The organism is Helicobacter cinaedi CCUG 18818 = ATCC BAA-847 (genome assembly GCF_000155475.1).
Classification (GTDB): Bacteria; Campylobacterota; Campylobacteria; order Campylobacterales; family Helicobacteraceae; genus Helicobacter_C; species Helicobacter_C cinaedi.
Genome location: NZ_DS990392.1, coordinates 382,923 through 409,267 on the forward strand (window position 1 = coordinate 382,923; position 26,345 = coordinate 409,267).

Consider the following 26,345-nt stretch of genomic DNA (forward strand, 5'->3'; position numbering starts at 1 on the left):
TGAGCTTCTTTCATTTTAGATTCTTGCCAAATTCTTGTGGGGCGGTGATTTTTTCAGCAAGTTGAGAGATATTAGACATTGCCTTAACCTTATCAAGCAGAAGTGGGGATTTTGCAAATAATGAATTATGCTCTTCCCCCACATACAAGCTTGTGATAACAACACCGCCTAGCATATTCTCATAGCCTCTGCCCGTAGTCGCACTCCACGCACTATGAGCCACAATCGCCCTGCCTTCATACTCGCCGATGTAGAGCATAATATGCCCTTGTAGCCAAAGGATTGTTTGATAAGGCGTAGCATTAGCAATAATATAGCTTTCTTTTTCTTTGCGTGAAAGATTGCTTAAATCAACTTGATTATTTCCATAATACACTTGGGCTTTTGAATTACGCGGAAGATGAATGCCAAAATTTGTAAAAATATCACGGACAAAAGCCGAGCAATCACGACTTTCTAAGAATCCGCCCCAGCCATATTTATCCCCTATCATTGTATTGATGATTTCAGCAATGGCTTTAGAATCTGCAATTTGTGGGAAAGGCTTCATCATTTCATTAGGCAAATATACCTGTTCTCTTTTAGCTTCTCCATTTGGCAAACGCACATAGACTGCTACGCCCACAGATTGCTTTAGCTGTGTGCCATATTTGGGGAAAATCTGTCCAATGCGTGCTTGTGAGATAAAGTGATGCTGTGAGTTATAGAGTGGAATCTTATCAATCTTTGGGCTGATGTATTGTGTGTAGCTCTCTATCTCGCTAATCTGCTTAGATGTAAGCGTGGCAAGATGAGTAGATTCTACCCAGCCATACACAAAGCTTGATTGTATATGCACCCATTGCTTATCTTTGCTTATGTGTGTAATCAGCACAGGTGTATTGGCAAAGATAAGGGAGTTTTGCCACCTATCAAATGGATAGCCATTTATCTTATTAAACAAGGGCTTGTTTGTCGGCACGGCACGCACAGCAGTCGTTGTGGTGATAATGGCTTTTTGATTTTGGTTTGGATAGGAGCTAAGATTCATAGAATCTATAATATTTTGTGCGATTTGTGGGCTTATCTCTTGGAGATCTTCACCATAGCTTTTATTTTTGCTTTTGGTTTTGCTCTCATTTGTGGCAAGATTTTGCAGTGAAGGCACAATCCAAAAGACTTCATTTTTTTTAGGATTTGGCTTTTGATGCCACGGAGAGAAATGTTTTTGCAAATAGTCTTTTTGAAGTTTTGCTAGGACTTTGTCATTGCGTTTAGATTCTAAATCCGCTGGGAGATAAAAGAGTGCATCTTGAGGCAAAGTCTGTAAATCTTTGACTTGATGGCTAGGGATAACTTTATCCGCACAGGCATTCAAACCTAAGATGAGAAAAAAAGCATATATGATGAAAGCAGGGCGAAATGTCATTATAATGCCCTTTGTTGAAAGGCGTGGATAAGCTCTAAAATCTCGCTTTCATTATAGCCGATGATGAGGCGTTTATCACTTGTGATAATGGGGCGTTTTAAAAGCATAGGCGTGGCAAAAAGTATATCAATTTGCTCTTGTATATGTGAATCTAGGATAGATTCTGTGATTTTGCCTTCTTTTTTGAGATTTTTATAAGTAGTGCCTTTGCTGTTAAGAACGACTTTAATACCTTTAGATTCTATCCACGACTTGAGCTGTTTTTGACTTGGCGTAGTGGTTTTTAAATCAATAAAGTGAAATGGAATACTATGCTTATCTAGCAAGGTTATTGCCTTTTTGACACTACCGCAAGTTTTGATACCATAGAGTATGATTGTCATTATCCTGCCTTTAAAAGTTTGGTTGCTTAATATCTAAAAAATTTGAATCGGATTCTATCACAGGATAGTGCATACAAAGCAGATTTCTAACGCAAAATGCAATCATTTGATACACCTTTTCAAAGCCATCCATATCCTTGTAGCCATAAGGGTCAGGGACATCTACACCATTTAGCCCAAAATCGCCTAGCTTTTTTACTTTCTCTTTATCAAAGCCAAGCTGCAATAAATCCTTGTAATTACTTGAATCTAAGGCGATGATAATATCAAAACTATCATCAGCATACACGCTCACACGCCTACCACGCAAATCATCAATGCTAAAATTATGCTTTTTTGCTATTTGTCTAGACCCAGCGTGGGGGCATTCATCAATATGCCAACCGCTTGTCCCTGCTGAATCTACCTTTAAGGGTAGATTATATTTTTTCACAAACTCCCTTGCTATGCCTTCAGCTAGTGGGGAGCGACAGATATTGCCTAAACATACAAATAAAATACTAGAGACTTCTTTCATATTACCACCTTTGCGTTGATATAGAGATGAGTGGGGGAGTTTGCATTAAGGATAAAATGCAGCGGAGCTTGATTTAAATGGGTTTGATTTTCGCAAAAAAGTGGCTTTTCAAAATCAAAAATCGCAAAATCTACACTTTTATTTTTAGCCAAGATTCCATTATTTAGCCCTAAAGCTCTTGCCCCACAGAGTGTAGCACCAAGCAATAAAGTCTTAGATAGCTCTAAAATATCAGCTTGCGGATAGGCGTATAAGGCTGTGCGTAACTCATCAAGTAAATTAACATTATTATTTGAGCTTTTGCCATCAGTGCCAATGGCGGTTGGGCGATTTTGTAAAATCTCAAGGGGCAAAAAAGCATTGTTTAAAAGCCGATTGCTCCGCGGACAAGTGATGAGTGTCGCATTCTCACATAAATCTAGCTCTTTTTGCGTGATGTGTAAGCAATGTGTGAGTGAAAGGGCATTTTTTATAGGCAAGAGCATTTCTAAAAAGCTTTGTGGTGTATAAAAGGGCTTTGCGTTTTCAATGTTAGCTAAGCGTTTAAAAAAGCCCTTAAAATAGCCATCTTGCTGGGTAAGCCACTGCTTTTCTTGTGGAGATTCTAAAAAGTGAGCAGATAGTGGGAGGGTTTCACTCACACAGAGTTCTATAAGTTTTTTTGCCATAATGGGGTGGAGCGAGTAGGGCGAGTGTAGGGCGATGGCGGGGGTAAAAGTGGGCGATTTGAGATTCTTAGCATTATTTAATCGCTCTAGCACATTAGCGTAAAGGAAATCTATCACTTCTGCGTTGCTCCCTATGGCTTCGTTAAAATACACGCAACGCAAAGGGCTATGGGCTAGAATCTCCATATCATTACCATAGCTACTTATCGCCCCCACAGAGCCTACGCCTGATTTTAACTGCTCATTAATCCCTTGATTGATAATGGATTCAAACGCATCATTTTCTAACACATTATCGCGATTTTCCATAAGGCTATCAAGCCATTTTCCAAAATCCCCATAGCAAAACTCCGCCAAAACCCCGCCAAACTCAAAATGTATATGGGCGTTAATAAGGGCAGGAAGCAAGATTCCATTAGGGATAAAAGTCTTTTTTGCGTTTTTAAACTCAGCACTTAGGCTTTCATAATCCCCAACGCGTAAAATGCTATCCTTGCTAGATTCAAAGGCAATGCCACCATTATGCAAAATCTCAAACTTTTCATTACATACAAACACTAGTCCCGCACCAAATATTTCAATCATTATACGCCCTATTTTGTGCTTGTGATATTCACATCAAGCTTGTTATATGGAATCTCAATGCCGTTTTTATCAAGGGCGATTTTTATAGATTCTAACACTTTGCTTTGTGTGTTTAAAATGCCATATTCTATTTTCACCCAAAAGCGGAGTGTGAAGTTAAGTGAGCTTGCTCCAAGCTCGGTTAAGCCTATGAAATGCTGTTGATTTGGATCAACTTCAGGCGTGTTTTCTAGCACATCAATGATAATTTTTTTCACAGATTCTATATCGCTTTCATAACCTACACCGATGATAAGCTCAATGCGTCTTTGGTCGTTGAAAGTGGTATTTATGATATTTGCTGTTGCCATATTGCTATTTGGGATAATAGCGACCTTGCCATCATTTAAGCGGAGATTTGTTGTAAAAAGATTTATCGCCTCCACACTCCCTACCAAACCGCCTACTTCAATCAAATCCCCCCTTTTAAATGGACGCAAGATAATCAGCACAATGCCACTTGCCACAGATGAAAGAGAATCTTTAAGTCCAAGGGCGATAGCCACACCCGCAGTCCCAAGCACGGCGATGATGGAATTTGTTTGCACACCAATCGTGCCAAGTGCAGCGACAATCATCACCACAAGGCAGAGAATAAAGACAACTTGAGAGATAAAGCGGGATAGAATCTCATCTTTTTTGGCGACAATCTTGCGGATTTTAGAGCTTAAAAAACGCGAGAGATAATAGCCCACAATCAAAATAATACAAGCTTTGAAAAGAGCTATGCCTAAATGTTCTAGCTGTGGAATAAAAGTTGTAAGAAAGCTTTTAAAATCCTGCATTTTTTATCCTTTAAAGTTTATTGTTGGGATCGTGTAGAATCTCATTGCTTAAAAACGCTTCTACAACACCGCAAAGCTCCTGTTGATAGTAAGGAGAGAATATATCGCTACAAATGTATGTTTGATGTTGATTAAATAGCACAAGCTCGGCGATTTTCCCTTCCTGCAATGCTCCTTTGTTTAGTCCTAGAATTTGCGAGGGCGTGAAGCTTGTGAGCTTTGAGATTATCTCTAATGGAATCTTGTGGCTTTTATGCAAAAATGTATAAAGAAGTGATAGGTAAGATTCAAGGGCATCTATACCAAAACTTGCAAGCTCAAAAACTTGGTCCTTTTTAGAGTTATAATCTGCCGACTGCAAAGAGCCAAGCAAGTCAATCTCGCCATTTTTAAGCTTTTCTAGCAATGCTTTTTGTGAGATAGAATCTACAAGCGGAGGGTTAAGCTTGGCAGCGGTGTTGTAGTTTTGACATAGGCTTTCATCAAGCAGGAGATGATGGATTGGGCTTTGGGTAAAAAACTCACAGGCATAGCCCTTGTTTTTGTAAGATTCTAATAATTCAAAACTACGCGGATAGGTAAGGGAATCAAAAATAAGCCTTAAGGGTAAATCTTTTAGCATTTCGGCGATTTTTGGAATCTCTTTGGTTTGGCTATATGTGGGGATTGAAGGGAGTCCTAACTCCGCACTTAAAAGTCCTTCATTCATCGCCCCATCAGCGAGAGTAGAATCTTGAGGGAAGCATATAAGCGGAATGTGAAGCATTTGAGCGTATTGTGCGATACGCATAAAAGTATGGGCGTCATAATCACTTTTTACAAAAATAGCTTTGCCCCCACTTTGATGAAGTGAGCTAATATCGCTAAGTCTATCATTAGGCGTGAGTGGATTAATCGCGGGGAGCAGGTGGATAGGGGATTTGCTATTTAGGCTTTTTATGAGTTCAATAGAGCCATTTTCACTGCAAGGTGGATTTGTATAAGGATTCAGTAAAATTGTGCCAACACCGCCTTTTAGGGCTTTTTGTGCTAAGGAAATGAGCGTTTTACTTGAGAGAGATAGGGCTTTTGGGGCGATATTTAAATCAATCATCGCAGGAAATAGAATCTTACCCTGTATATCAAGCACCTTTTCATTCTCCATAGGACTTAAAGAGCCTATATGTGAAATCAACCCATTTTGTGTGCGTAAGTCCGCCTCTTTTACTCCCTGATAATCACAAAGTATCGCATTTTTAAACAGCATAAAACTCCTTTAGGTCAGTAAAAAATCACTCTTTTGTGCCATAATCAACACGCCTATAAGAATAAGCAAAATCCCCGAAATCACTTCAATGACTTTAAGAAAGGGCGTGAGTTTTTTGAGCATTTTAAGGGCAGTATTGATAAAAATCGCCACGAGCAAAAAAGCCAAACCAAGCCCCAAGCAATAGCATAGCATGAGCCACAATGCACTATTTTGATTAAAAATCCCAAGAGCTAAGATTGAAGCAAGAATGGGACCCACACAAGGACTCCAGCCGATACTAAAGCCAACGCCTAGCACAAAGGGGGATAAAAAGCCAAAGGCAGTGTGATTTGGGCTAAAATGAAAGGCTTTATACAAAAAGGCAAATTTAAATTGAAACAAAAAATGAATCCCAAAAAGGATAATCACCCCCCCAGCAATATACCGCATAATAGATGAGCTAAGGATTGAGCTAAGGGTAGATTCAGCAAAGAGAGCAAGGGTTATAAAGGTTGCTGAAAAACCAAAGATGAATAAAAGTGAAGCTAGGATTATGCGGGATTTGTGTGTTGTTTTTTGATGTAGCTCTTCAATACTTATGCCAGAGATGTAAGAGATATAAGGGGGGATAAGCGGCAGTAGGCAAGGGCTTAGAAAGGTAAGAATCCCAGCTAAAAAACTTGCCCCAAAAGGCGTAGAATCATAGAGTGTGATAAGGGTGCTTTCCAGATTCACTTTTATCCTTTATTTGATTGTGCTAAAAATTATTAAAGCATTAGCATTATAGCTAAGGCTTATAATATTTTTGTAAATTTATCCCAAAAAGCACAATTTTTGCTATAATCGCGTTTTTTAAATTGCTTCAAATTTATGAAAATAACATTATCAAATCCATTACATAAAGGCAACTAATGACACAAGATTCACAAACACCCACTCAAGAATCTCCAGCCCAAAACGAACAAAGCTTTGAAACATTTGGCTTAAAAGATTTTGTGTTAAAGGGCATTAAAGAAGCGGGATTTAGCTCTCCTAGCCCCGTTCAAGCTCAAAGTATCCCTATTGTTTTACAAGGCAAAGACTTAATCGCTCAAGCTCAAACAGGCACGGGCAAAACGGCTGCCTTTAGTATCCCCATTTTAAATGCCCTTAGTCGCAACAAAGAGATTGAAGCCCTTGTGATTACACCCACACGAGAACTTGCTATGCAAATTAGCGAAGAGGTGCTAAAGCTTGGGCGATTTGGGCGTATTAAAACCATTTGTATGTATGGGGGGCAGAGTATCAAGCGGCAATGTGATTTGTTAGAGAAAAAGCCAAAGGTGATGATAGCTACACCGGGCAGATTGCTTGATCACTTGCAAAATGGCAGGATAGAGAATTTCGCTCCAAAGGTAGTAGTGCTTGATGAATCTGATGAAATGCTTGATATGGGCTTTTTAGATGATATTGAAGAGATTTTTAAGTTTTTGCCAAATACGCACCAAACCTTGCTCTTTTCCGCCACAATGCCAGAGCCTATCAAGAATCTAGCCTTGAAGATTCTAGATAAGCCGGAGTTTGTAAAAATCACTCCCACAGATATTACAAATAAAGACATAGAACAGCAATACTACATTATCAATGAAGGGGAGCGAGATGAAGCGATTGTGCGGCTACTTGAGACGCAAAATCCCACAAAAAGCATTATTTTCACACGCACCAAAAAAGAAGCCGATGCATTGGCGACAAGGCTTGTTACAAAGGGATTCAAGGCTATGGCACTGCACGGCGATATGGAGCAGTGGGATAGACGCACAGCCATTAAGGCGTTTAAGGAAAATGAGATTGAACTGCTTGTGGCAACTGATGTGGCTTCGCGTGGGCTTGATATTAGCGATGTGAGCCATGTGTTTAACTATCACATACCGCTGAATCCTGAAAGCTATGTGCATCGCATAGGGCGAACAGGCAGGGCAGGGAAAAAGGGTGTGGCTATCACCCTTGCCACACCGCTTGAATATAAAGATTTAAGCAAGATTAAACAGATTACAAAAGCAAAGCTCACATTGTGTGAGATTACGCAGGAATACAGCGATGATGCGTTTTCACAAGAGATTTCCCACGCTAAGGTTAATGATAAATCTGTGGCGATTTATGAAAAGCTTAAAGATAAGGTTGATACAACACAACTTTGCCTTAAGCTCATTGCCTTGCATTTGGAAAAAAGTAAGCAAAATAAGATTGGGCTAAGTAAAGAGCAAATCGCCCAGCTTGAATCCCAATCCGAATCTAAAGAGCAAAAACACAATAAAAAATCTAGCAAATTTTCACACAATGCAAAGTCTAAGCCACAATCTCAAAGAAACAATAGCAGGGGTAATGGTAGAGATATGGGCGGAAATAAAAGAGGCAGAAAGCGTTATGATGATGTGGATAAAAGTCAGCCATACACAGGAAGCATTTGGGGGTAGTGGCTGTGGGAGGAATACTTAAGAGATTCTTACTTTCACTTTTTGTGTTGAGTGTGGGGCAGAATCTTCTCGCAGTGGATTTTTCACCCGCACCCATTTATGAGAATAACTCCACTTTTGGCAGTGTAAGTATTGGTGGTGTGGCGTATAATGTCAAAAGTAAGCAGGGCTATGATAATACACGCGGGGCAGTGCTTTTTGGGCTAAAGCGTGGATTTTTGCTTGGGGATTCTAAAAAGGTGCTTTTAAACGCGTGGCTTGAGGGGAGTGCTGGGGTTGAAAACAAAAATGGCTTGTATAGTGGCTCTGTGGGCGGACAGATTGGCTATCGTTTGTTTAATGGGTTAGTGATTGTGTTGCTTGGTGGGGGATTTGAGATGAGTAATCTTGCTATGCCACATATTCCAAAAGAGCAATATAACATCTATGGTGGATTAGCAAGAGCAGAGCTTTTTATAGATATTGCACAAGGCTATGGGCTAAGTGTGGGCTATACACGAGGGTTTAACGAAAAAAGCAAAAAGATTAAAGGTGAATCTTTTGATACACAAGGCATTATGTTAAGTGTGAGTTTTTATGATTTTAGTATTTAGGGCTAGATTCAAGCTCTAAAAGTTTAGCTTTTATGCCCCTTGCATTTTTGAATATATCTAAGGCATATCCGCCAATGTCCCCATTTTCACGCACTACACGATGACAAGGGATAAGTATCATTAATGGATTTGCATTGTTTGCGTTGCCAACAGCCCGTGAAGCATTAGGATTATGAATAGCTCTAGCAATGTCTTTATAGCTTCGTTTCTCCCCATAAGGAATCTGCCTTAAAGCTTCCCATACACGCATTTGAAACGCACTTCCCTGTGGCAAAAGGGGCAAATCAAAATAGAGAAGTTTTTTATCAAAATAGGCTTGAATCTGCAAGGCACATTCATCACTTAAGGGCGTTTTGTGAAATTTATTTAAAAGCTTTTTGTCCCAAGTGATGTGTGTGATATGTGTGGCGTTTGTGTAGATTCCTAAAGATATGGGCGTATTATCCCATAATAATGTGTAAATGCCACCATAGATATAGTGGAGATGTTGGATATGTTGGGGATTTGGCATTAGAAATATTTCACTACAACAAGCCTAGCTCCAGAGCCACTTTTGCCACTTGTGGGTGTGATAAAGCTTTGCATATCATTTTTATTTTTCACACCAAAGGCATTTGCAAGGCTCAAATCCTGCAAAATAAAACCCACAGGATCCATAAGAAGCAATGCAGTTTTGCCAAGGAATCTTGAGCCAAGCAAAGTATTGTGATTTTTGTGAATCTTCATACTCGCTTGATAAAATAGCTCTCCTAGAATTGAGCCAACCGCAGGGGTGATGACAAGATCCTGCCAAGAGGGCGTTTCGGCAAAGGCTTCCACACCATATTCCCAAAAGAGTGCAGAAGCAAGAGTGCTATACAGAGCAGATTCAGCCCAGCTATATCCTGCTACACGCGGCTGCATATAATACACTGCACCCCAATATGGGTGAGTAATCCAGTTTAAATACCAATCATCACCATCTACGATAGGACCACGCACAGTTTTCCTAGCCCAATTATCGCCAAGATTATAAATCTCTTTTTTATCCCAGTTTGTTACACTTTCCGGCATAAGATACAGCACACCAGCTCCTACAAGTGTCCCGCCTAAAATTAGCCCAGAGCCAACGCTAAGGTAGCCTAGCCTACTTGTAGGCTCATAGATGTAAGGATTCTCATAGTTTGTTAGATTCTTAGAATCTTGCTCTAAGGGTTGTAATGAGCTGTAATCAAAATGTTCTGCACAAAGGAATATGGGATAGGCAAAGAAAAAGCAAAATCGCATTATAAATTGTCTTAACATTGTTGCACCATAGGTTTTAGATTCACAATTTCTAGTATTTATAAATAAGCGGAAAAAAGAGAAACTGCCCCGATATGATAGCATACAGGGGCAAATAGAAGTGTTATTTACCAGCAACTTGTGCTTTGTTTGGATTATCAGCAGCTTGAGCTATCATACAGCTTTCAAGCGTTTTGGCATCAGCGGCATTATCCACTTTTTTTAGCCAACGATTGATTTGAGCCATTGTCTTAGATGATGGATCAGGAGCATTATATTGCTTCATAAGTGAAGCACAATCTGCTAACATAAAGCTAGGAAGCCCAGCGATAAGGGCGATTGCAATATATTTTTTCATTTCTTACTCCTTTCTTAGAATCTCAAAAGATACGCAAGAGCGATGTTTTGATTTGTAATATCTGCTTTTGGTGTAGGCGTAGGCATAGCAGCTGTGTTATAATCAAAATGTTGTCTTGTGTAGCTTAGGCGGAAAAATTGATTCAAATCAAGCTGCCAAATCGCATAGACATCGTGTACATCACCGCGTGTATTGCGGAAGTTGAATGGATCATTAATGCTTACACGAGAGAAGGCATACCAATATTGACTACCTTTGAAATACTCATAGCCGATTTTGAAAGCCGAGCCAATATCATAACGCAATCCAGCGTGAACTGCCCACGCATTTTCGTTGGCAAACTTGACATAAGGCGTATCCGCATTTTGTGTATTTTGTGTATTTTGTGCTTTTGCTATTGTTTCTGCTAGCTTGCTTGACTTACCATTACTACCTTTATAATAACTCGCTGATACAAACCAGTTAAGCCCTGTGCCAAGCATTTTGTCATTTTCAATATGAAGATTCACATATTGCATATCGCCAATATTTTGGGCGGGAAGTGCTGTTTGAGAAGTTGTTTGATTGTTTCCCATACTCATATTACTCATATAAGGTGTGGCATAGTTTTGGAGATTGATATAAGTCAGCATTAAGAGATTTTGCCCAAAGCTTTTTGGTGCAAAAGGTGTTTCAAACGCACCAAAGAACAGATTTGCATCACTTGCACCTTTATTACCCCAAATATTTCCACCAGCAGAAGAACTATTTGGATTCAAGGGTTGATAGATTTTAGAATATCCAGCTCTTAGGGCTGCGTTTGTATAAGGTTTGAGTGTTAGCACAGCACCATCGCCAAGTGCATTTACCGCAAGGGCAGGGTATGTGCTCATACGAGCCGAGCTATTGCGGAGATTTGATCCGGGACCATCAGTGCCGGGCAAACGACCGATAGTAAGGGCGGTATATTTCCCCATATAAATATCTACATAGGCTCTTTCTACATAGATAGCACTTCCTCCGGCTATACCGCGTCCTGCATCTAGCGAACCGATCGTCCCAACTGCAGGATAACCCAAATCAATATCACCAAATGCTTTTGTCATAGAAAGACGCCCTGTGAATTTTGTATATCTATTCACATCGGCATTCATATTAAGGTAAAGTCCCATAGCCCAGCGGTTTTTGTAATTTTCCGTTGTGCCTTCTGCTTTTGATTGAATGTTATTTAACGCTGTGGTAAATTCAAGCCCAAATTTCACTTTATTAAGTGTGGCGGCAAGCTCATTTGCATCAACGCGATCATTGAGTTCATCAATGTCTTTTTGAAGAGAATCTAATGTCGCAGCCAAAGTAGAAGAAGATAGCAGAAGCAGCCCCCCCCCAAGTGTAGCGATAAGCTTATGTCTTAGCATAAAAACTCCTTATTTGTGAAAATTTAAAGGTGGGATTTTCTTATTTTTTTGCTGAAAAATTGCTGAAAGCATATACTCTTAAGGTTTCACAAGTTATAATTTTAGCTCTGTTGAAAATCATAAAACAATGTAAAGGAGAGTTTATGAAAAAGTTGTTTTTAATCATTGGAGCACCGGGCAGTGGGAAAACCACAGACGCACAGCTTATCGCAAAGAATAGTGCGGATTCTATCGTGCATTATTCCACGGGCGATTTGCTAAGAGAAGAGGTCGCAAGTGGCAGTGAGCAAGGGAAAATCATAGATGGCTTTATCAGTAAAGGGAATCTTGTGCCGCTTGATATTGTGGTAAGCACGATTGTAAAGGCTATGGCAAACGCCCCAAAAGATGTGATTATCATTGATGGGTATCCGCGAAGTGTGGAGCAAATGGAAGCCTTGGATAAGAAGCTTAAAGCTCAAAGCGAAGTTAAGCTTATAAGCGTAATAGAAGTTGAAGTGAGTGAATCTGTGGCACGAGATAGAGTTCTAGGACGAGCTAGGGGGGCTGATGATAATGCAGAAGTATTTAATAATCGTATGCAGGTGTATCTCACTCCGCTTAAAGAGATTGAAGCATTTTATACACAAAGCAATGTGCTACATAGAATTAATGGTGAGCGGAGCATTGAAGCGATTGTAAGTGAAATGGAAGCCTTTATTAAAAGTAAGATTTGAGTAAAATAGATTCTAAAGGTTGCGGTGCTAGATTCTGTAAGAGAATAGAATCTAGCGGATTTTAGAATCTAAAATCCCGAGTTTTGAAAGAGAACTTGTTTATAAGATGGTATCCCATAGTTTTTGCCGGTAAAATCATATTTGTCAAAGATAGAGAATTGAAATGCTATGCAAAATATAAAAAGCACAACGCCAAGGCAAAAGCCAAAAATGATTGTAAGGCTTGAAGCTAGCACGATAGATGCATTGAGCTTGGGTGTGTTGCGGAAAAAGGTATTACACACAATGCCGACTATAATAAAGCTTTCCCATATCACAAACCAAGGAATCATAAAAATTTGATTGCTGAGAGTTAGGGTAGCAGGCAACCCCGTGAGAGAAAAGGCAACAACAAGGGCAAGACATACGCCAAAAACAACAAGACTTTGTCGCAATATGGGAATAAATATAAGAAAAAATGCAGGAAGATTCACGACAAAAAGATAAAAAACAAGGACAATTCCCCTTGATATAAGTTCTAAATAAGTGTGTTCAAAAAGTGGCGTTTGTGTGATGAAGTATCGGTAAGCTAAAATGCCAAGAATGCAAAGTATCACATAAAGCACAAAGAGAAAGGGCAAAGAGAGAAAGAAACTCTTTGTTTTTATATTGTTATGAGAATCCACTCATTCCCCTTTAAGGCGGATATGAAGATCTCTTAGCTGCTCATCGCTTACCGCACTTGGGGCAAGGGTAAGTGGGCAGGTAGCTTTTTGCGTTTTAGGGAAAGCTATCACATCGCGGATACTTTGCGTTTTAGCTAAAAGCATAATAAGCCTATCAAAACCTATGGCAATTCCCCCGTGAGGTGGCGCTCCAAAGCTTAGGGCTTCAAGCAAGAATCCAAACTTATCTTGTGCTTCATTATTGCTAATGCCAAGCAGTTCAAACACGCGTTTTTGAATGCTATCTTTATGGATTCTAATGCTTCCACCGCCGAGTTCAATGCCATTTAGCACCACATCATAGGCGATAGATTCTATCTCTTCAACATCATCTTTGTCTAAATCTTTTGGCATTGTGAAAGGGTGGTGCAGGGCTTTGACCTTGCCATCTTCTTTTTCAAACATTGGGAAATCCACCACCCACAAAAACTTCCGCATATTTTCATCAATAAGATTCATATCCATAGCAATTTTTAATCGCAACCGCCCCATATAGTCCCACACGACTTTTTTAGCCCCAGCACCAAAGAAAATAATGTCATTAGGCTCCGCCTCCACGCGTGAGATAAGCTCACTCATAGCAGATTCTGAAATAAATTTCACAAGCGGACCTTTCAATTCGTTTTCCTTCACTTGAATATATGCCAAACCTTTAGCACCAAACTTCCGCACAAACTCTTCTGCCTCGCCCAAACTTTTGCGTGTAAAAAAGCTATCTCCACCTTTGACACAAAGTGCCTTAAAGCGATTATTTTTGGAATCTTTAGCGATATTTTTAAATATCTCATTATTAGAATCTAAAAATAAATCGCCGACTTCCACAAGGGGCATTTCAAAGCGTAAATCCGGCTTATCACTCCCATAAGATTCCATTGCTTGAGTGTAAGGCATACGCATAAAAGGCGTTTGTATGCTTTCGCCACAGGCTACAAAAATATCCTGCAATAATGTCTCCGCCATAGTAATAATGTCATTTTGCTCACAAAAGCTCATCTCAATGTCAATTTGAGTAAATTCGGGCTGTCTATCCGCACGCAAATCCTCATCTCTAAAGCATTTGGCAATTTGAAAATATTTATCAAAGCCACTCATCATTAGGAGCTGTTTAAAAAGCTGTGGGCTTTGGGGCAGGGCATAAAACTCACCAGAATGCACGCGAGAAGGCACGAGATAGTCCCTTGCTCCTTCAGGTGTAGCCTTTGTGAGAATGGGTGTCTCCACTTCAAGAAAGCCCATTTTTTGTAAGCTATTCCTTGCTGCGATTGCCGCATCGGAGCGGATTTTAAAAATATTATAGGCTTTAGGAGAGCGTAAGTCCAAATAGCGATATTTAAGCCTTAGCTCTTCATTCACACTTTCATCGCCAATGGCAATGGGAGGTGTGGGCGATTTATTTTCAATCACTAGGCTTTCAAGCACGACTTCAATCATTCCCGTTTTGAGCTTTGGATTTTCTAGCCCTTCACCACGAGCGCGGATTTTCCCTTTAGCGATAAGCACATATTCATCACGCACACTTGAAGCAATGCTATGAGCCTGACTATTCGGGTCGCACACAAGCTGGATAATCCCGCTTTTATCACGCAAGTCAATAAAAATTACGCCGCCGTGGTCTCGGTAAGTATTACACCAGCCACATACCTGCACTTCTTTGCCAATATGTTTTTCATTTAATTCTGCACACAAATGAGTTCTTAACATTTTTTACCTTTTTCAATATGATGTTGGGATTCTAAAAATCAATATCTACGAGAATCTGCCGCAATGCTTGTTCTATCTCGGTAGGATTTGATTTACTAACAAAGCCATCGGCTTTCAGTCGCTCCGCCATTTGATGGTTGCTATCGCTACTCATTGATGAATTGATAATCACAGGGATATGGCAAGTTGATGGTGTTTCTTTAATGCGTTTTAACACTTCAAAGCCAGAGACAACAGGCATTTCTAAATCCGTGATAATCGCACCAATCTTTGCTGCCACACCCGGATTATGCAAGTAGTCAAGTAAAGCTTCACCATTAGGGAAGCTAAAGTATTTTAGATCAAGCTTTTCTATAATTCTTTGCAAGGATTTTGCCGCCGATTTAGAATCTTCAGCCAAAAGCACGATTTTATCACTAGCAATACTTTGCAAGTCGTTAATCTCAAGCTCATTTGCAGCATTACCTACAGGAAAGGCTTCTGTAAGCATTCGCTCCACATCTAGAATCTGTATCACAGAGCCATCATCATATTTTGTTGTTGCTGTGATTTTCGCATCGCCATCAATGCCAAATTCCGATCCGACACTAATAGCATTCCAGCTTTTGTGAATAATGCGTTTCACACCCATAATCTTAAGCCCCACGGTGTTGTTTGAAAAGCTACAAATAATCACAAGGCTTTTTTCGGTATTGAGTGAGTATTCTCGCAAATCTCTGCAAGGATCGTCCTTGCTATAATACAGCCATCGCCGCATATCTACAAGCGGAATTGTCTCATCTCTTACCGTGAGATAGCCTAGAATAATTCCGCTATTATCCCCAACGGTTTCTGTTAGCTCATTATCATAGTAGATAATCTCACGGATTTTAAATACATTCATTGCGTAAAGCTGATTTGTGCCATCTTTTTCCTCTTCAAGTGTAAAGCATAAAAACTGCACTTCATTATTAAGGTGTAACGAAGTGGTTTTGTCAATTGCATTTTGTCCCTGTGTCAAACCCTGCCTCCAAATTTGGTATTTTCAAAACTTAGCATTTGCAAAATGTAGCATTTGAATGAAAGTGCTATAATTCTATCGCAAAATACATAAAATAGCATTAAATCCTAAAAACTTAGAATCTAAAGGGCAACTTATGACGCAGCAAGAATACAGCTCAAACATTCAAAAGCTCACAAAAATGGCGTATCATTACTATGTGCTTGATGACCCAATCGCCACGGATAGCCAATATGATGAGCTGTATCATCAAGTCTTAAACTTTGAAAGGCAAAACCCAATATTGATTAGCCCAAACTCCCCAACCCAACGCGTAGGTGGCACACCTTTAGAATCTTTTAGTAAAAATTCCCATATAGAGCGTATGTGGAGCTTGGAAGATGTCTTTAATCAAGCGGAGATGCAAGAGTGGTGTGAAAGGATTTATAAAAGCTATCCGCATTCACACTTTACCTGTTCGCCAAAGTTTGATGGGGCAAGTCTCAATCTCTTATATCGTGATGGAATCTTAGTGAGTGCGACTACAAGGGGCGATGGCATTGTAGGAGAGCTTGTAACGAGCAATGCTAGGACGATTCAAAGCATTCCTTTAAGCATTGATTATAAAGGTGAGATTGAGATACGCGGAGAAGTTGTGATAGCTAAAGATGATTTTGAAAAGATAAATAACGAGCGATTGGAGCAGAATCTAAGCCTTTTTGCTAACCCACGAAACGCCGCTGCTGGCAGCCTAAGACAGCTAGATTCTAAGATTACGGCTCAAAGGAAACTCCGCTTTATGCCTTGGGGGATTGGGGCGGGGCTTAGTCAATTTGGTAGCTTTTATGAAGCGTTACAAAAAATTACAGATTTTGGCTTTGCTCCTGTGCCTTTCCTTACGCACTGCGAGGGAAGTGATGATATTATGCAGATGTATAAAATACTTATATCAAAACGCGATGACTATCCCATAATGCTTGATGGTATGGTGATAATGCTAGATGAAATAGAGATTCAACAAAGGCTGGGCTGGACGATTAAAGCTCCGCGTTTTGCGTGTGCGTTTAAGTTTCCAGCGGTGGAGAAAAGCTCTAAGATTCTAGATATTACCTTGCAAGTGGGACGCACGGGGATTATCACACCTGTGGCGGAACTAGAGCCTGTGGAGATTGAAGGGGCGATGATTGCTCGTGCGACACTGCATAATTTTAGCGAGATTGAACGCAAGGATATACGCATAAATGATGAAGTGATTATTATCCGCAGTGGCGATGTGATACCTAAGATTATTAAGCCTATAACTGCGTTGCGTGATGGCACACAAATCCCTATCACAAAGCCCACGCATTGCCCTGTTTGTAGGCAGGAGCTATTGATTGAAGAGATTTTTATCAAATGTCAAAATTTGAGCTGTGAAGCACGAGTGATAGAATCTATTATCCATTTTGCTTCAAAAAAAGCACTCAATATTGATGGGCTTGGCGAAAAGATTGTAATTCAGCTTTTTGAAAATGGCTTAATCCAAAGTATTTTAGATATTTATGCTTTAGAAGAATCTCAGCTTTTAGCCCTTGAGGGCTGGAAAGAAAAAAGGGCGAAAAATCTTATTGTAGCCATACAAAATACCATAGGCGTGGAACTATGGCGTTTTATCAATGCACTTGGGATTGAGCATATAGGCGAGGGGGCAAGTAAGAGATTAGCTCAAAGCTTTGGCAGAGATACTTTTAGTGCGGATTTTCAGCAGATTCTAGGTCTTGATGGCTTTGGGGAAGAGATGGCGTATTCACTTGTGGAGTTTAACCACGCAAATAAGGAGCTTATAGCAAAATTGCTTGAAATTATTAGTCCAAAAATTGAGCAGATAAAGCTTGATAGTGGGCATATTTTTTATGGCAAAAGTATCGTGCTAACAGGCACATTGAATAAGCCACGAGATGAGATTGTTGAAATGCTAGAATCTAAGGGGGCAAAGATAAGCTCAAGTGTCAGTAAGAAGACGGATTTTGTGATTTATGGAGAAAAGGCAGGGAGCAAACTTGAAAAAGCACAGAATCTAGGTGTTAAGACTTTGAGTGAGGAAGAGTTTATGGCGTGTATGCAGGAAAGTTAAGCTGAGATTCTAGGCGAAAGCATATTTATTTTAAAGATTTTGGACTTAAAGCAGACTCGCAAGTGATTGATTGAGTTTTGCTAGAGATTCTAATTTACAAGTTTTTAAATTTACCACTTGCCTTAGAGAATCGGGCTTACCGGGACTTTTAGCACACTTTTTTTGATAATTTTAGAATGTGGGAGTATATCAGGTGTTAGCTCTAAGCCCCCAGCGTGTGTGTCTTCTGGAAAAAATATAGCCAAATCCCCACTACTTAAAAGAATCTGTGTGCGGTAAGGGGCATTTAAAGTTTCGTTGTTTGGGAGTGTATAGCAAGATTCTAGCATTCTATTTTGATTATTGCTAGAATCTTGATGTGTTTGCGTTCCTTTGGTATTTGTATTACTTAAGCAAAGATTCTGTGGTAGGGTGTTTTCATACACGATTAAATCCCTAGATTCATTATAAGGGATTTTCACATCAAAAGTGTCTTTATCGCCAATACACATATACTCATAGCCACTTATCACAAGCTGGAAGTCCAAATAGGCTTTGTGTGTTTCAAAAAATGCGTTTTTCATAGGCTTAAGATAATAGCTTTGCTCAATGGCTCTAATGCCGTATTCAAGGGGATAACTCACTTCAATTCTATCTTGAGATTGTGGAATTTGAAGTGTTGAAATTCTTTTATGAATCTCACTTTGCGGATTGAGAGCTTGAGAGATATATTCTTTTACGACATTGAGCTGTGGGTAAGCTTTAAAAAACCACTCTAATGTCCTAGCTTGTGCGATAATTGCCATTTATAACTCCTTTTATAGATTGTGTAGATTCTAAACTCAAACAAATTTTTTAGCACTATTTTTAAAAATTGCTAGAAAATCAATGAAAATATCGTGCAGTATGAGAATATCATCTATTTTTACTCGCTCATTGATGGCGTGGATTCTATCATTTGGGACGCCAAGTTCTACCACTTTGACACCAAAAGCAGAGAAAAATCTCGCATCGCTTGTCCCACCGCTTGTGCTAAGCTCCGCCTTTTTACCCACCTTTGCTTCAATCACGGCATTGAGTGATTTTACAAGCTCTGTGTTGCTTTCAGTGATAAAGGGCAGAGAGCTTGTTTTGAGTGTCAGCGTATAGGGCAGTGTGGCAAGAGTAGATTCTACATATATGCGGATAGAAGATTCATCACTTAAAGGGGAATTTCTTACATTAAACATTATTTTAAGATTCTGCGGTGTTACATTCACAACCTCCATACCCCCGCGAATATCGGTTATCACAAGTTTGCTTGGTTCAAAATAGCTATTGCCATTATCAAGATTCACTCCAGCCAAAAACCCAAGTCTGCCCCCAAGCAATTCTATGGGATTAAGACATTTTTGCGGATAGGCGGCATGCCCTTGTTTGCCTTCAATGATGAGTGTGCCATTAATGGATCCGCGACGCCCGATTTTTATCGTATCGCCTGTGTGATGTGTGCTTGTAGGCTCGGCGACAATACAGCAATGGGGCAGTAAGTGGCGTTTTTGTAGCGTTTCTAGCATAATTTTTGTGCCATAAGTTCCTTCCCCTTCTTCATCGCTTGTAAGTAGGATAGAGAGCATACAATTTTCAAGGCTTTGAGATTCTAAACTTTGGCAAATTGCACTCACAAACGCACTCACACCGCCTTTCATATCCTGTGTTCCCCTGCCATAGATATATCCATCTACTTCTTTAGCAGAGAATGGTTCATACTGCCAACTTTCCCCTGTGGGGACGACATCAATATGCCCAGCAAAGCATAAATGGGGCAATGCACTTATATCAGCCCCCTTTGGATAGAAAAGGTAAAAAAGATTTTTCACACCATTATTTTCCTGCTCAATGACAAGGCTTTCTAAAAGCGGGGTTTGAATCTGGCTAAATTTTTCTTTAATCATAGTGTAGATTCCACATTCCTGCGGGGTGATGCTAGGGAGCTTGACTAAATCTTTTAATAATGACAAGGGCATAATCAATCCTTTTTTTCGTGGTTGTTTTGTAAGAATATTTGACTGCCCGGGCTTTTGTAAATCCGCCCTACGCGTCCAATAAATTGTGGCAAAAAGTTTAAATCCTGCGTATAAATTTCATCAGCGATATAAAAGCTTTTTGCTTCAAGTAGCACACTCTTACTATCGCCAAGCTCTAGCACATCATACAGCTCACACATAAAAGCGACTTTTATTCCTTGCGGCACGGGTGGATAGTTAGATTCTATAATCTCAAGCGAAATACCAAACTCACTCGCTTCACTCACATTAAAATCAAGTTCATTGCTAGAATTCTGCAAGGCTTCTAAATGCGAAAGCTCGCACATACTGATGGTAGCTCTTTTTGATTGTGTGATATTCCTAAAAGTATCTTTTTGACTGCCATCACTTTTTTGCATTATACAGAGCGAAAAAATAGGCGGATTCACGCTGATGGGTGCAAAGAAACTAAAGGGTGCGAGATTTATCCCACCATTTGGAAAAATCGTGCTAACCCACGCGATTGGGCGGGGGGTTATGGTATTACTTAGAATCTTGTAGCGTTGCAATGGTGTGGAGCTATGTGCGTCAATTATCATCATTTAGCCTTTTTTGGTTGATTTCTAGCACTCTTAGAGTGGAAGTGATAACTTCCTGTGGCGAGATGAGCTTCATACAATTATGATGTTTGAGCGGACATTCACGCTTTTTGCAAGGAGAGCAGGGCAAGTCAGCGTGAAGTAGGGCAATAGACTGCTCTGTGTGGGTTGGGGTATATGGGGCAGTTTCATTTATATCTGTTGGTCCAAAAATGGCTACTATTGGGACCTTCAACGCTGTGGCGATATGCATAGGTCCGCTATCATTCGTAACAAATACACTCATAGCGTTGATATAGTCAATTAATTCGCTTAAGCCTGTTTTATCTGTGAGATTATGAAAATATTGTAAGTTTTTATGATTCTTTAAGGCGTTAGCAATGTCTATATTTGCACTAGATTCAGCACTTGATCCAAAAAGATAAACTTGATATTCTTTATCTAAAAAATATTCTATCACGCTTACAAAATGCGACTGCTCCCATCGCTTCGCACTCCCAAAGGCAGCACCGGGATTTATACCGATAATTGGCTGATTTGAGTTTGTTTTTGAGGAAGCTAAATGTGCTAAATCTATGGAATGTGAGATAAGCGTTAAAGGCTTTGTTGAAAGGGCTTCTAGGATTTCATTTGGCATTAGAATCTTATGTGAAATTGGCTCTTTTGGGGCATTATTTGGCAATGTTCTTGTAAGAGTGTTAGAAAGTATGTGTGCGACTTGCTCTCTTACTTGTAAAAGTGGGGCGATGAGAGAGAGATATAAAAGCACTTGATGATATTTTTTGCCTTGTAAATTTTGCTTTTGTAATTTTAATGCGTGGGTAAGCAAGAATCCACGAGCGTTTTTTGCGTAACCTATACGCACAGGGCTTTTTATGAGATACAAAAGCAGGGCAGAAAAAAAGGTGTTGCTAAAAGTAATGGCTAAGTCGTGTTTGCCTATGGCGTTGGCTAAGTCTTTTGTGGCTAGGATTCTAGATTTAGCCTTTTTGCTTTCATCAATAAAAATATGTTTAATGCGTGAATCTCGCTCATAGATTCCACAACTCGCCTTTGTGCCTACAAGGCTAAAATCAGCACAGGGGAAGCTAAGCTTAAGCCATTCAAACGCAGAAGACACCATAACGCTATCGCCTAGCCAATTTGGCAGCCGCAACAAAATGCTTTTAACATCTTTGGTATGAATTGTATGATGAGATTGAAACAAGATTCTAACTCCACAAATTAGCATAATGCAATAAAGTCAAAATTGTAGCAAAGAAAAAGCCAAAAAATTCAAAAATTAAAGTATGTGAGAATGAAAATAGTTAAAAATATAGCCGAAATACAACATTTTTAAGATAAAATCTTGCATTTATCTTAAAAAATCTAAACATCGCACCAAAAAATGTAGAGTTTTGGAATTTTAATAGGTTAAAATTTTGCTTTTTTATTCTAGGAGGTTTTATAATGGCACTTATCACGCCCCGCACACTTAGTGGCTTTAAGGATAGATTACCCAAAGAGGCTCTTGCTAAAGCTCATTTGTTAAGTAAGGTTAGCAGTGTGTTTATGAACTTTGGATTTGTCCCCATTGAGACGCCGCATTTGGAATATGCTGAAGTGCTTGTAAAGCAGGGGAGTGAAGAGATTCAAAAAGAGTTGTATCGCTTTAAGGATCACGGGGATAGAGATGTAGCGTTGCGTTTTGATTTGACTGTGCCTTTAGCACGCTTTGTCTCGCAATATAAAAACGAAGTGGATTTGCCTTTTAAACGCTTTGCTATTGGGAATGTGTTTCGTGGAGAGAGAGCGCAAAGGGGGCGATATAGGGAATTTACACAATGTGATTTTGACTTTATTGGGAGTGATAGTATCTCTTGTGATGCGGAGATTCTGCAAGTGATATACGCTTCGCTTGTGGGGCTTGGCATAGATGAATTTACTATTTGGCTTAATCATCGTAAAATCTTAAATGGAATCTGCGAGTATTGCGGCATTGTAGGGGAGCGGAATGTCAATGCGACTTTGCGGATTATTGATAAGTTAGATAAGATTGGAAAAGAGGCTGTAAGTGCGGAACTACAAAAAGAGCTTAGTCTTTCTAGCACTCAAGCTGATAATCTGCTAGAATATACTTCAATCAAGCAGCAGGGCGATAGTGAGAGCTTTTTCAAACAAATATCATTTATGGAAGAGTGGAATGAAAATACAAGGGAAGGCATAAAGGATTTAAAAGCCTTGTATGCGGTGCTAGAGCCTTTACAAATGGATAGGGATACTTATCGTGTGAATTTTTCAATCGCTAGAGGGCTAGGCTATTACACAGGAATCGTGTATGAAACAACGCTGAATGCCCTAAAAAGCATAGGGAGCGTGTGTTCAGGTGGGCGGTATGATAATCTCACACGCACTTTCTCTAAGGACAAAATGAGCGGCGTGGGGGCGAGTATCGGCATCGATAGGCTTTTGGCAGCGTTAGAAGAGCTAAATCTACTTGATAAAAAGGCAACTTCAGCTCGTGCGCTTATTGTTTGTATGGATTCTACATATTTTGGCTACGCACATTTTTTAGCAGAATCTTTCCGCCGCTCAAAAGTCCCCATTGAAGTCTATCCGGAAATAAGTAAGCTTAAAAAACAATTTGGCTATGCTAATGCTAAGGGACACGAGTTTGTCATCGTTATTGGTGAGAGCGAGTTTAATTCAAAAACGCTGACTTTGAAAAATATGACTTCAGGTATGCAAATGGATAAACTCAGCTTCCTTAAGGCTTTGACACTGATTCAAGAAGATGAGCCAGAAGAGCTAAAAATTTAAGCGATTACAGAATCCAAAAAGGAGATAAAATGATAGAAGTTACAGAATGGGATTTAAAAGCACTTTTTAGGAGTGAAGAACAGCTTGAGCGATTTATGAGCTCTCTTAAACGCAATGCTAGGCAGTTTGCTAAGGCTTATGAAGGTAAGTTAAGCGAGATAAAATCGCAGGATTTTTGTGCAGTGATTAGGGAGTATGAAGAGATTTTAGAGGGTATTGGACGGGTGATGACCTATGTGTTTTTGGGCTTTGCCAAGGATAGCACACAGGGCGATGTGTATGCTAAATATGAAATGCAAACAACGCAGATTCACAATCTTGTGCTATTTTTTGAGCTAGAGTTTTGCAAACTCTCACAAAATCAACAAAAAGAATGTATTGAATCTAGCCCACAATATGCCTATTTTTTACAAAAACTCATTGAACAAGATGAGTTTAGCCTGTCGTTGAAAGAAGAAAAGGTGCTTTTAGTGACTTCACCTGTGGGTGTGGGGGCGTTTTCTCGGCTTTTTGATGAGCATTTATCGCATTTGAGTTTTAAAAATCCTGTGTCAAATCTTAAAGCAAATGATAAAAGTCCCTTGCAGAAAAAGATTAAAAAGTCAAAGGCGAGTTTAAAAACTACTATAAGTGAAGAGGAGATTTTAAGTCTATTACATCATTGCAAACGCAATGTCCGCAAGGAAGCTCAAAAGATTTTTACAAAAAAGTTAAAAAAATCTCGGCATTTATTGAGCTATATTCTTAATATGGTGCGTAAGGATTTAAGTATTATGCAGTCATTGCGTGGATACAAGCTCCCTGAATCTTTTCGACATCTAAGCAATGCTGCAACGCAAAAAAGTGTAGATAAGCTCGTAGATGTTGTAAGCTCACATTATGGTCTTGTTGGCGAGTATTACACGATAAAGGCAAAGCTACTTGGCATTAAGCAATTAAAAGATTATGACAGATATGCACCGCTAGAATCTAGCCAAAGTGAAGTTGGCTACAATGACGCATTAAAGCTTGTGCTAAAGGCATTTGGGGATTTCAGCAAGGAGTTTAAAGACATAGCTACAAAGGCATTAAAAAAAGGCTGGGTAGATTCCCACCCCACCCCAAATAAAAGAGGAGGGGCATTTAGCCACGGCAGTGTGCCAACCGCACACCCCTATGTGCTTTTAAACTACACAAATTCTCGCCGCGATGTCTTTACAATCGCTCACGAGTTTGGTCATATGATTCACCAAGAGTTATCAAAAACGCAAGGCTATCTCAATATGGATACGCCACTGACTACGGCAGAGACAGCTTCGGTCTTTGCTGAAATGCTACTTTTTGATACATTAAAAAAATCTTTAAGCAAAGATGAGCTTATCCCACTTTATGCAGGAAAGTTAGAAGATATTTTTTCAACGCTTTTTCGGCAGATTACGATGACACATTTTGAGCGGAGGATTCACGCTACAAGCGATGAACTGAAGCCTGAGGACTTTGATAGAATCTGGCGTGAAGAAAATGAAAGAATGTTTGGGGATAGTCTCATACTCACTAAAAATTATGAAAGTTGGTGGTGCTATATCCCCCATTTTGTGCATTCACCCTTTTATTGCTATGCGTATAGCTATGGACAGCTGCTTGTTTTGGCGTTATTTGGCTTGTATAAGGCACAAAAAACACCACGCAATAGGGAGAAGTTTATCCAAAAATATACCGAGTTTCTTTCACTTGGCGGAAGTAAAAGTCCCAAAGAGCTTATTAGTGCGTTTGGATTCAATTTAGAAAGCGATAAATTTTGGCTTATTGGTATGAATGAAGTGCAAAAAATGCTTATGGAATTTAAGGAGCTAGTCAATGCACAAGATACTTTTTCAGCCACAATTTAAGGCGGTGATGACCGCACATACGCGGGATATTTTGCAGTTTTTGCTTAATAATGGCGTGAATTTTAATATCCTATGCGATATGAAAAAGGCAAGTTTCTCTCCCCAGCTGCCAGAGCATATCACAAGCACTTTTAATGATATTACACTTTTTGTCTTAGCAGGATATACTTTTGAGAGTATAGAGCTACACGATAGCGGTATGAGCTTTGAAGCGGGATTTGGCAGTGAGAATATTGGAAGCTTTGTGAATATTAAGTATGAAGGGATTGTGCAGATTTTACTTCACGATAATGAATTGTTGCGTGAGATTCTACTTTTTACAAATGTAAGCCACCCTTGTTTTTATAACCTTTCAAAACAGGAGCTTGAAGAGATTGAATCGATCCAAAAAGAGGGGTTGGAGCAGTCTAATCTCGCCTTTGCTTCAAGTCCAGAAAATGGTAGATTTTTTAAAAAATAATTAACCTTTTAAGGGATAGTGTAAATGAAATGTGTTACAATCAGGGCATTTGAGACAAGATTCTAAATAAGATAAGGAGTTTTGATGAATAAGGTGCAACTTGAAGTTTTTGCGTTTGAAGCAGGTGTGGATTATCTGCCTTATTATAAAAAGCTATGTTTGCAGATAAAAGATAATCAAACTTTGCGAGACTTACTCGTATTTTTACAGCAGGAAATTAGCGGATATGTTTGTGATATAGAGCATTTGGCACTAAGGATTAATGGTATTGCTATTTTTGAGAATCTAAACTTGATTGATGTAGTCCAGCGATTTGGTGATGAATGGCAGATTGAACCTATTAGCGTGTATTATGCGTATAAAGATTTGCTTGTGGATAAAAAAGCGTTGAGAAAAAAATATGATGCGTTTTTTGCGTGGGCGGACTTTTTGAATGCGGAGGAAAGAGAAGAGCTGGATAAATATCTATTGCTTAATCTCATTACACCAATGAGTAATGATGAGTATTTGGGCGATGGATTCTTCTTGTATTTTAAGTGGCTACTTTCCCGCCATCCAGAAAAGCTAAATGAGCTTTTGGAGTGGATTGTCCAACCTCAAAGTGGGATTTTAAACTTTGTGAGTTTAGCAGATATGGCGTATCCACGCGGAAATACGCTTGATGAAGAGATGTGGGAGCTTATAAGCCTTGTGCTTTCTACAAAACATAAGCAATTTGCTCATTTGCATACACTAAAGGAGATCTAG

26 protein-coding genes are annotated in these 26,345 nt (G+C 39.5%); 8 read left to right on the forward strand and 18 right to left on the reverse strand.

Features of this window, described 5'->3' with window-relative positions; all coding sequences use genetic code 11:
• Positions 1 to 10 precede the first annotated feature (10 nt).
• The 7 genes from HCCG_RS06285 to HCCG_RS06315 are packed head-to-tail and all read right to left on the reverse strand — an operon-like array spanning position 11 to position 6,348.
• The gene (locus tag HCCG_RS06285; RefSeq protein WP_002956622.1) at positions 11 to 1,408 is read right to left on the reverse strand and encodes an SH3 domain-containing protein; all 1,398 of its coding nucleotides are present in this window, start codon (positions 1,406 to 1,408) and stop codon (positions 11 to 13) included.
• The gene (locus HCCG_RS06290; RefSeq protein WP_002956623.1) at positions 1,408 to 1,791 is read right to left on the reverse strand and encodes an arsenate reductase family protein; all 384 of its coding nucleotides are present in this window, start codon (positions 1,789 to 1,791) and stop codon (positions 1,408 to 1,410) included. Before HCCG_RS06290 ends, HCCG_RS06285 begins: the two co-directional genes overlap by 1 nt.
• A gap of 10 nt (positions 1,792 to 1,801) precedes the next feature.
• Positions 1,802 to 2,308 carry a low molecular weight protein-tyrosine-phosphatase gene (locus tag HCCG_RS06295; protein WP_002956624.1) on the reverse strand — a complete coding sequence of 169 codons (507 nt, stop codon included), beginning with the start codon at positions 2,306 to 2,308 and terminating at the stop codon, positions 1,802 to 1,804.
• On the reverse strand, positions 2,305 to 3,561 hold the full coding sequence (gene mqnF / locus HCCG_RS06300) for an aminofutalosine deaminase family hydrolase (RefSeq protein ID WP_002956625.1): 1,257 nt from the start codon (positions 3,559 to 3,561) through the stop codon (positions 2,305 to 2,307). The genes HCCG_RS06295 and mqnF overlap by 4 nt, the downstream gene beginning before the upstream one ends.
• 8 nt (positions 3,562 to 3,569) lie before the next feature.
• Positions 3,570 to 4,385 (reverse strand): small-conductance mechanosensitive channel MscS, encoded by an 816-nt coding sequence (gene mscS / locus HCCG_RS06305; protein WP_002956626.1) that lies wholly within the window; start codon positions 4,383 to 4,385, stop codon positions 3,570 to 3,572.
• Between the two features lie 10 nt (positions 4,386 to 4,395).
• A complete protein-coding gene (locus tag HCCG_RS06310; RefSeq protein WP_002956627.1) occupies positions 4,396 to 5,631 on the reverse strand; it encodes a metal-dependent hydrolase in 1,236 nt (411 codons plus the stop codon).
• A gap of 9 nt (positions 5,632 to 5,640) precedes the next feature.
• On the reverse strand, positions 5,641 to 6,348 hold the full coding sequence (locus HCCG_RS06315; RefSeq protein WP_002956628.1) for a cytochrome c biogenesis CcdA family protein: 708 nt from the start codon (positions 6,346 to 6,348) through the stop codon (positions 5,641 to 5,643).
• A gap of 176 nt (positions 6,349 to 6,524) precedes the next feature.
• Between HCCG_RS06315 and HCCG_RS06320 the strand changes: the two genes are divergently transcribed.
• The gene (locus tag HCCG_RS06320; RefSeq protein WP_002956629.1) at positions 6,525 to 8,066 is read left to right on the forward strand and encodes a DEAD/DEAH box helicase; all 1,542 of its coding nucleotides are present in this window, start codon (positions 6,525 to 6,527) and stop codon (positions 8,064 to 8,066) included.
• Between the two features lie 5 nt (positions 8,067 to 8,071).
• Positions 8,072 to 8,659 carry a hypothetical protein gene (locus tag HCCG_RS06325; RefSeq protein ID WP_002956631.1) on the forward strand — a complete coding sequence of 196 codons (588 nt, stop codon included), beginning with the start codon at positions 8,072 to 8,074 and terminating at the stop codon, positions 8,657 to 8,659.
• On the opposite strand, the gene HCCG_RS06330 is transcribed toward HCCG_RS06325, so the two are convergent.
• The 4 genes from HCCG_RS06330 to HCCG_RS06345 form a co-directional block, all read right to left on the reverse strand.
• Positions 8,649 to 9,170: a methylated-DNA--[protein]-cysteine S-methyltransferase gene (locus HCCG_RS06330; RefSeq protein ID WP_002956632.1), complete on the reverse strand. Its 522-nt coding sequence runs from the start codon at positions 9,168 to 9,170 to the stop codon at positions 8,649 to 8,651. The two genes, HCCG_RS06325 and HCCG_RS06330, sit on opposite strands and share 11 nt — an antisense overlap.
• The gene (locus HCCG_RS06335; protein ID WP_015453467.1) at positions 9,170 to 9,925 is read right to left on the reverse strand and encodes a DUF3943 domain-containing protein; all 756 of its coding nucleotides are present in this window, start codon (positions 9,923 to 9,925) and stop codon (positions 9,170 to 9,172) included. Before HCCG_RS06335 ends, HCCG_RS06330 begins: the two co-directional genes overlap by 1 nt.
• Positions 9,926 to 10,046: 121 nt before the next feature.
• Entirely contained in the window at positions 10,047 to 10,280 is a 234-nt protein-coding gene (locus tag HCCG_RS06340) for a hypothetical protein (protein WP_002956635.1), read from the reverse strand.
• A 14-nt stretch (positions 10,281 to 10,294) separates the two neighbouring features.
• A complete protein-coding gene (locus HCCG_RS06345) occupies positions 10,295 to 11,674 on the reverse strand; it encodes a DUF3373 family protein (protein WP_002956636.1) in 1,380 nt (459 codons plus the stop codon).
• A gap of 143 nt (positions 11,675 to 11,817) precedes the next feature.
• Between HCCG_RS06345 and HCCG_RS06350 the strand changes: the two genes are divergently transcribed.
• Positions 11,818 to 12,390 (forward strand): adenylate kinase, encoded by a 573-nt coding sequence (locus tag HCCG_RS06350; RefSeq protein WP_002956637.1) that lies wholly within the window; start codon positions 11,818 to 11,820, stop codon positions 12,388 to 12,390.
• 68 nt (positions 12,391 to 12,458) lie between these two features.
• On the opposite strand, the gene HCCG_RS06355 is transcribed toward HCCG_RS06350, so the two are convergent.
• Genes HCCG_RS06355 through HCCG_RS06365 form a run of 3 tightly spaced genes read right to left on the reverse strand, consistent with a single transcriptional unit; the run spans position 12,459 to position 15,795 of the window.
• Entirely contained in the window at positions 12,459 to 13,055 is a 597-nt protein-coding gene (locus tag HCCG_RS06355; RefSeq protein ID WP_002956638.1) for a hypothetical protein, read from the reverse strand.
• Entirely contained in the window at positions 13,056 to 14,795 is a 1,740-nt protein-coding gene (gene aspS, locus HCCG_RS06360) for an aspartate--tRNA ligase (protein WP_002956639.1), read from the reverse strand.
• Positions 14,796 to 14,826: 31 nt separating this feature from the next.
• Complete coding sequence (locus HCCG_RS06365) at positions 14,827 to 15,795, reverse strand: chemotaxis protein (RefSeq protein ID WP_002956640.1); 969 nt, start codon at positions 15,793 to 15,795, stop codon at positions 14,827 to 14,829.
• A 136-nt stretch (positions 15,796 to 15,931) separates the two neighbouring features.
• Here HCCG_RS06365 and ligA point away from each other — a divergent pair, with 136 nt between their 5' ends.
• A complete protein-coding gene (ligA, locus tag HCCG_RS06370; protein WP_002956641.1) occupies positions 15,932 to 17,887 on the forward strand; it encodes an NAD-dependent DNA ligase LigA in 1,956 nt (651 codons plus the stop codon).
• Between the two features lie 122 nt (positions 17,888 to 18,009).
• On the opposite strand, the gene HCCG_RS06375 is transcribed toward ligA, so the two are convergent.
• The 4 genes from HCCG_RS06375 to waaF are packed head-to-tail and all read right to left on the reverse strand — an operon-like array spanning position 18,010 to position 21,627.
• A complete protein-coding gene (locus HCCG_RS06375; RefSeq protein ID WP_015453470.1) occupies positions 18,010 to 18,672 on the reverse strand; it encodes a YhcH/YjgK/YiaL family protein in 663 nt (220 codons plus the stop codon).
• Positions 18,673 to 18,708: 36 nt separating this feature from the next.
• Positions 18,709 to 19,872, reverse strand: coding sequence for a succinyl-diaminopimelate desuccinylase (gene dapE / locus HCCG_RS06380; protein WP_015453471.1), 1,164 nt, complete (start codon positions 19,870 to 19,872; stop codon positions 18,709 to 18,711).
• 2 nt (positions 19,873 to 19,874) lie between these two features.
• Complete coding sequence (locus HCCG_RS06385) at positions 19,875 to 20,471, reverse strand: flavin reductase family protein (RefSeq protein WP_002956644.1); 597 nt, start codon at positions 20,469 to 20,471, stop codon at positions 19,875 to 19,877.
• Positions 20,461 to 21,627, reverse strand: coding sequence for a lipopolysaccharide heptosyltransferase II (gene waaF / locus HCCG_RS06390; protein ID WP_230197913.1), 1,167 nt, complete (start codon positions 21,625 to 21,627; stop codon positions 20,461 to 20,463). The genes HCCG_RS06385 and waaF overlap by 11 nt, the downstream gene beginning before the upstream one ends.
• Positions 21,628 to 21,920: 293 nt before the next feature.
• Here waaF and hisS point away from each other — a divergent pair, with 293 nt between their 5' ends.
• The 4 genes from hisS (at position 21,921) to HCCG_RS06410 (ending at position 26,345) form a co-directional block, all read left to right on the forward strand.
• On the forward strand, positions 21,921 to 23,270 hold the full coding sequence (hisS, locus tag HCCG_RS06395) for a histidine--tRNA ligase (RefSeq protein ID WP_002956646.1): 1,350 nt from the start codon (positions 21,921 to 21,923) through the stop codon (positions 23,268 to 23,270).
• A gap of 29 nt (positions 23,271 to 23,299) precedes the next feature.
• On the forward strand, positions 23,300 to 25,138 hold the full coding sequence (locus HCCG_RS06400; protein WP_002956647.1) for a M3 family oligoendopeptidase: 1,839 nt from the start codon (positions 23,300 to 23,302) through the stop codon (positions 25,136 to 25,138).
• Positions 25,107 to 25,598, forward strand: a complete 492-nt coding sequence (locus HCCG_RS06405; protein WP_002956648.1) for a hypothetical protein — start codon at positions 25,107 to 25,109, stop codon at positions 25,596 to 25,598. The genes HCCG_RS06400 and HCCG_RS06405 overlap by 32 nt, the downstream gene beginning before the upstream one ends.
• Before the next feature lie 84 nt (positions 25,599 to 25,682).
• Entirely contained in the window at positions 25,683 to 26,345 is a 663-nt protein-coding gene (locus HCCG_RS06410; RefSeq protein ID WP_002956649.1) for a DUF5644 domain-containing protein, read from the forward strand.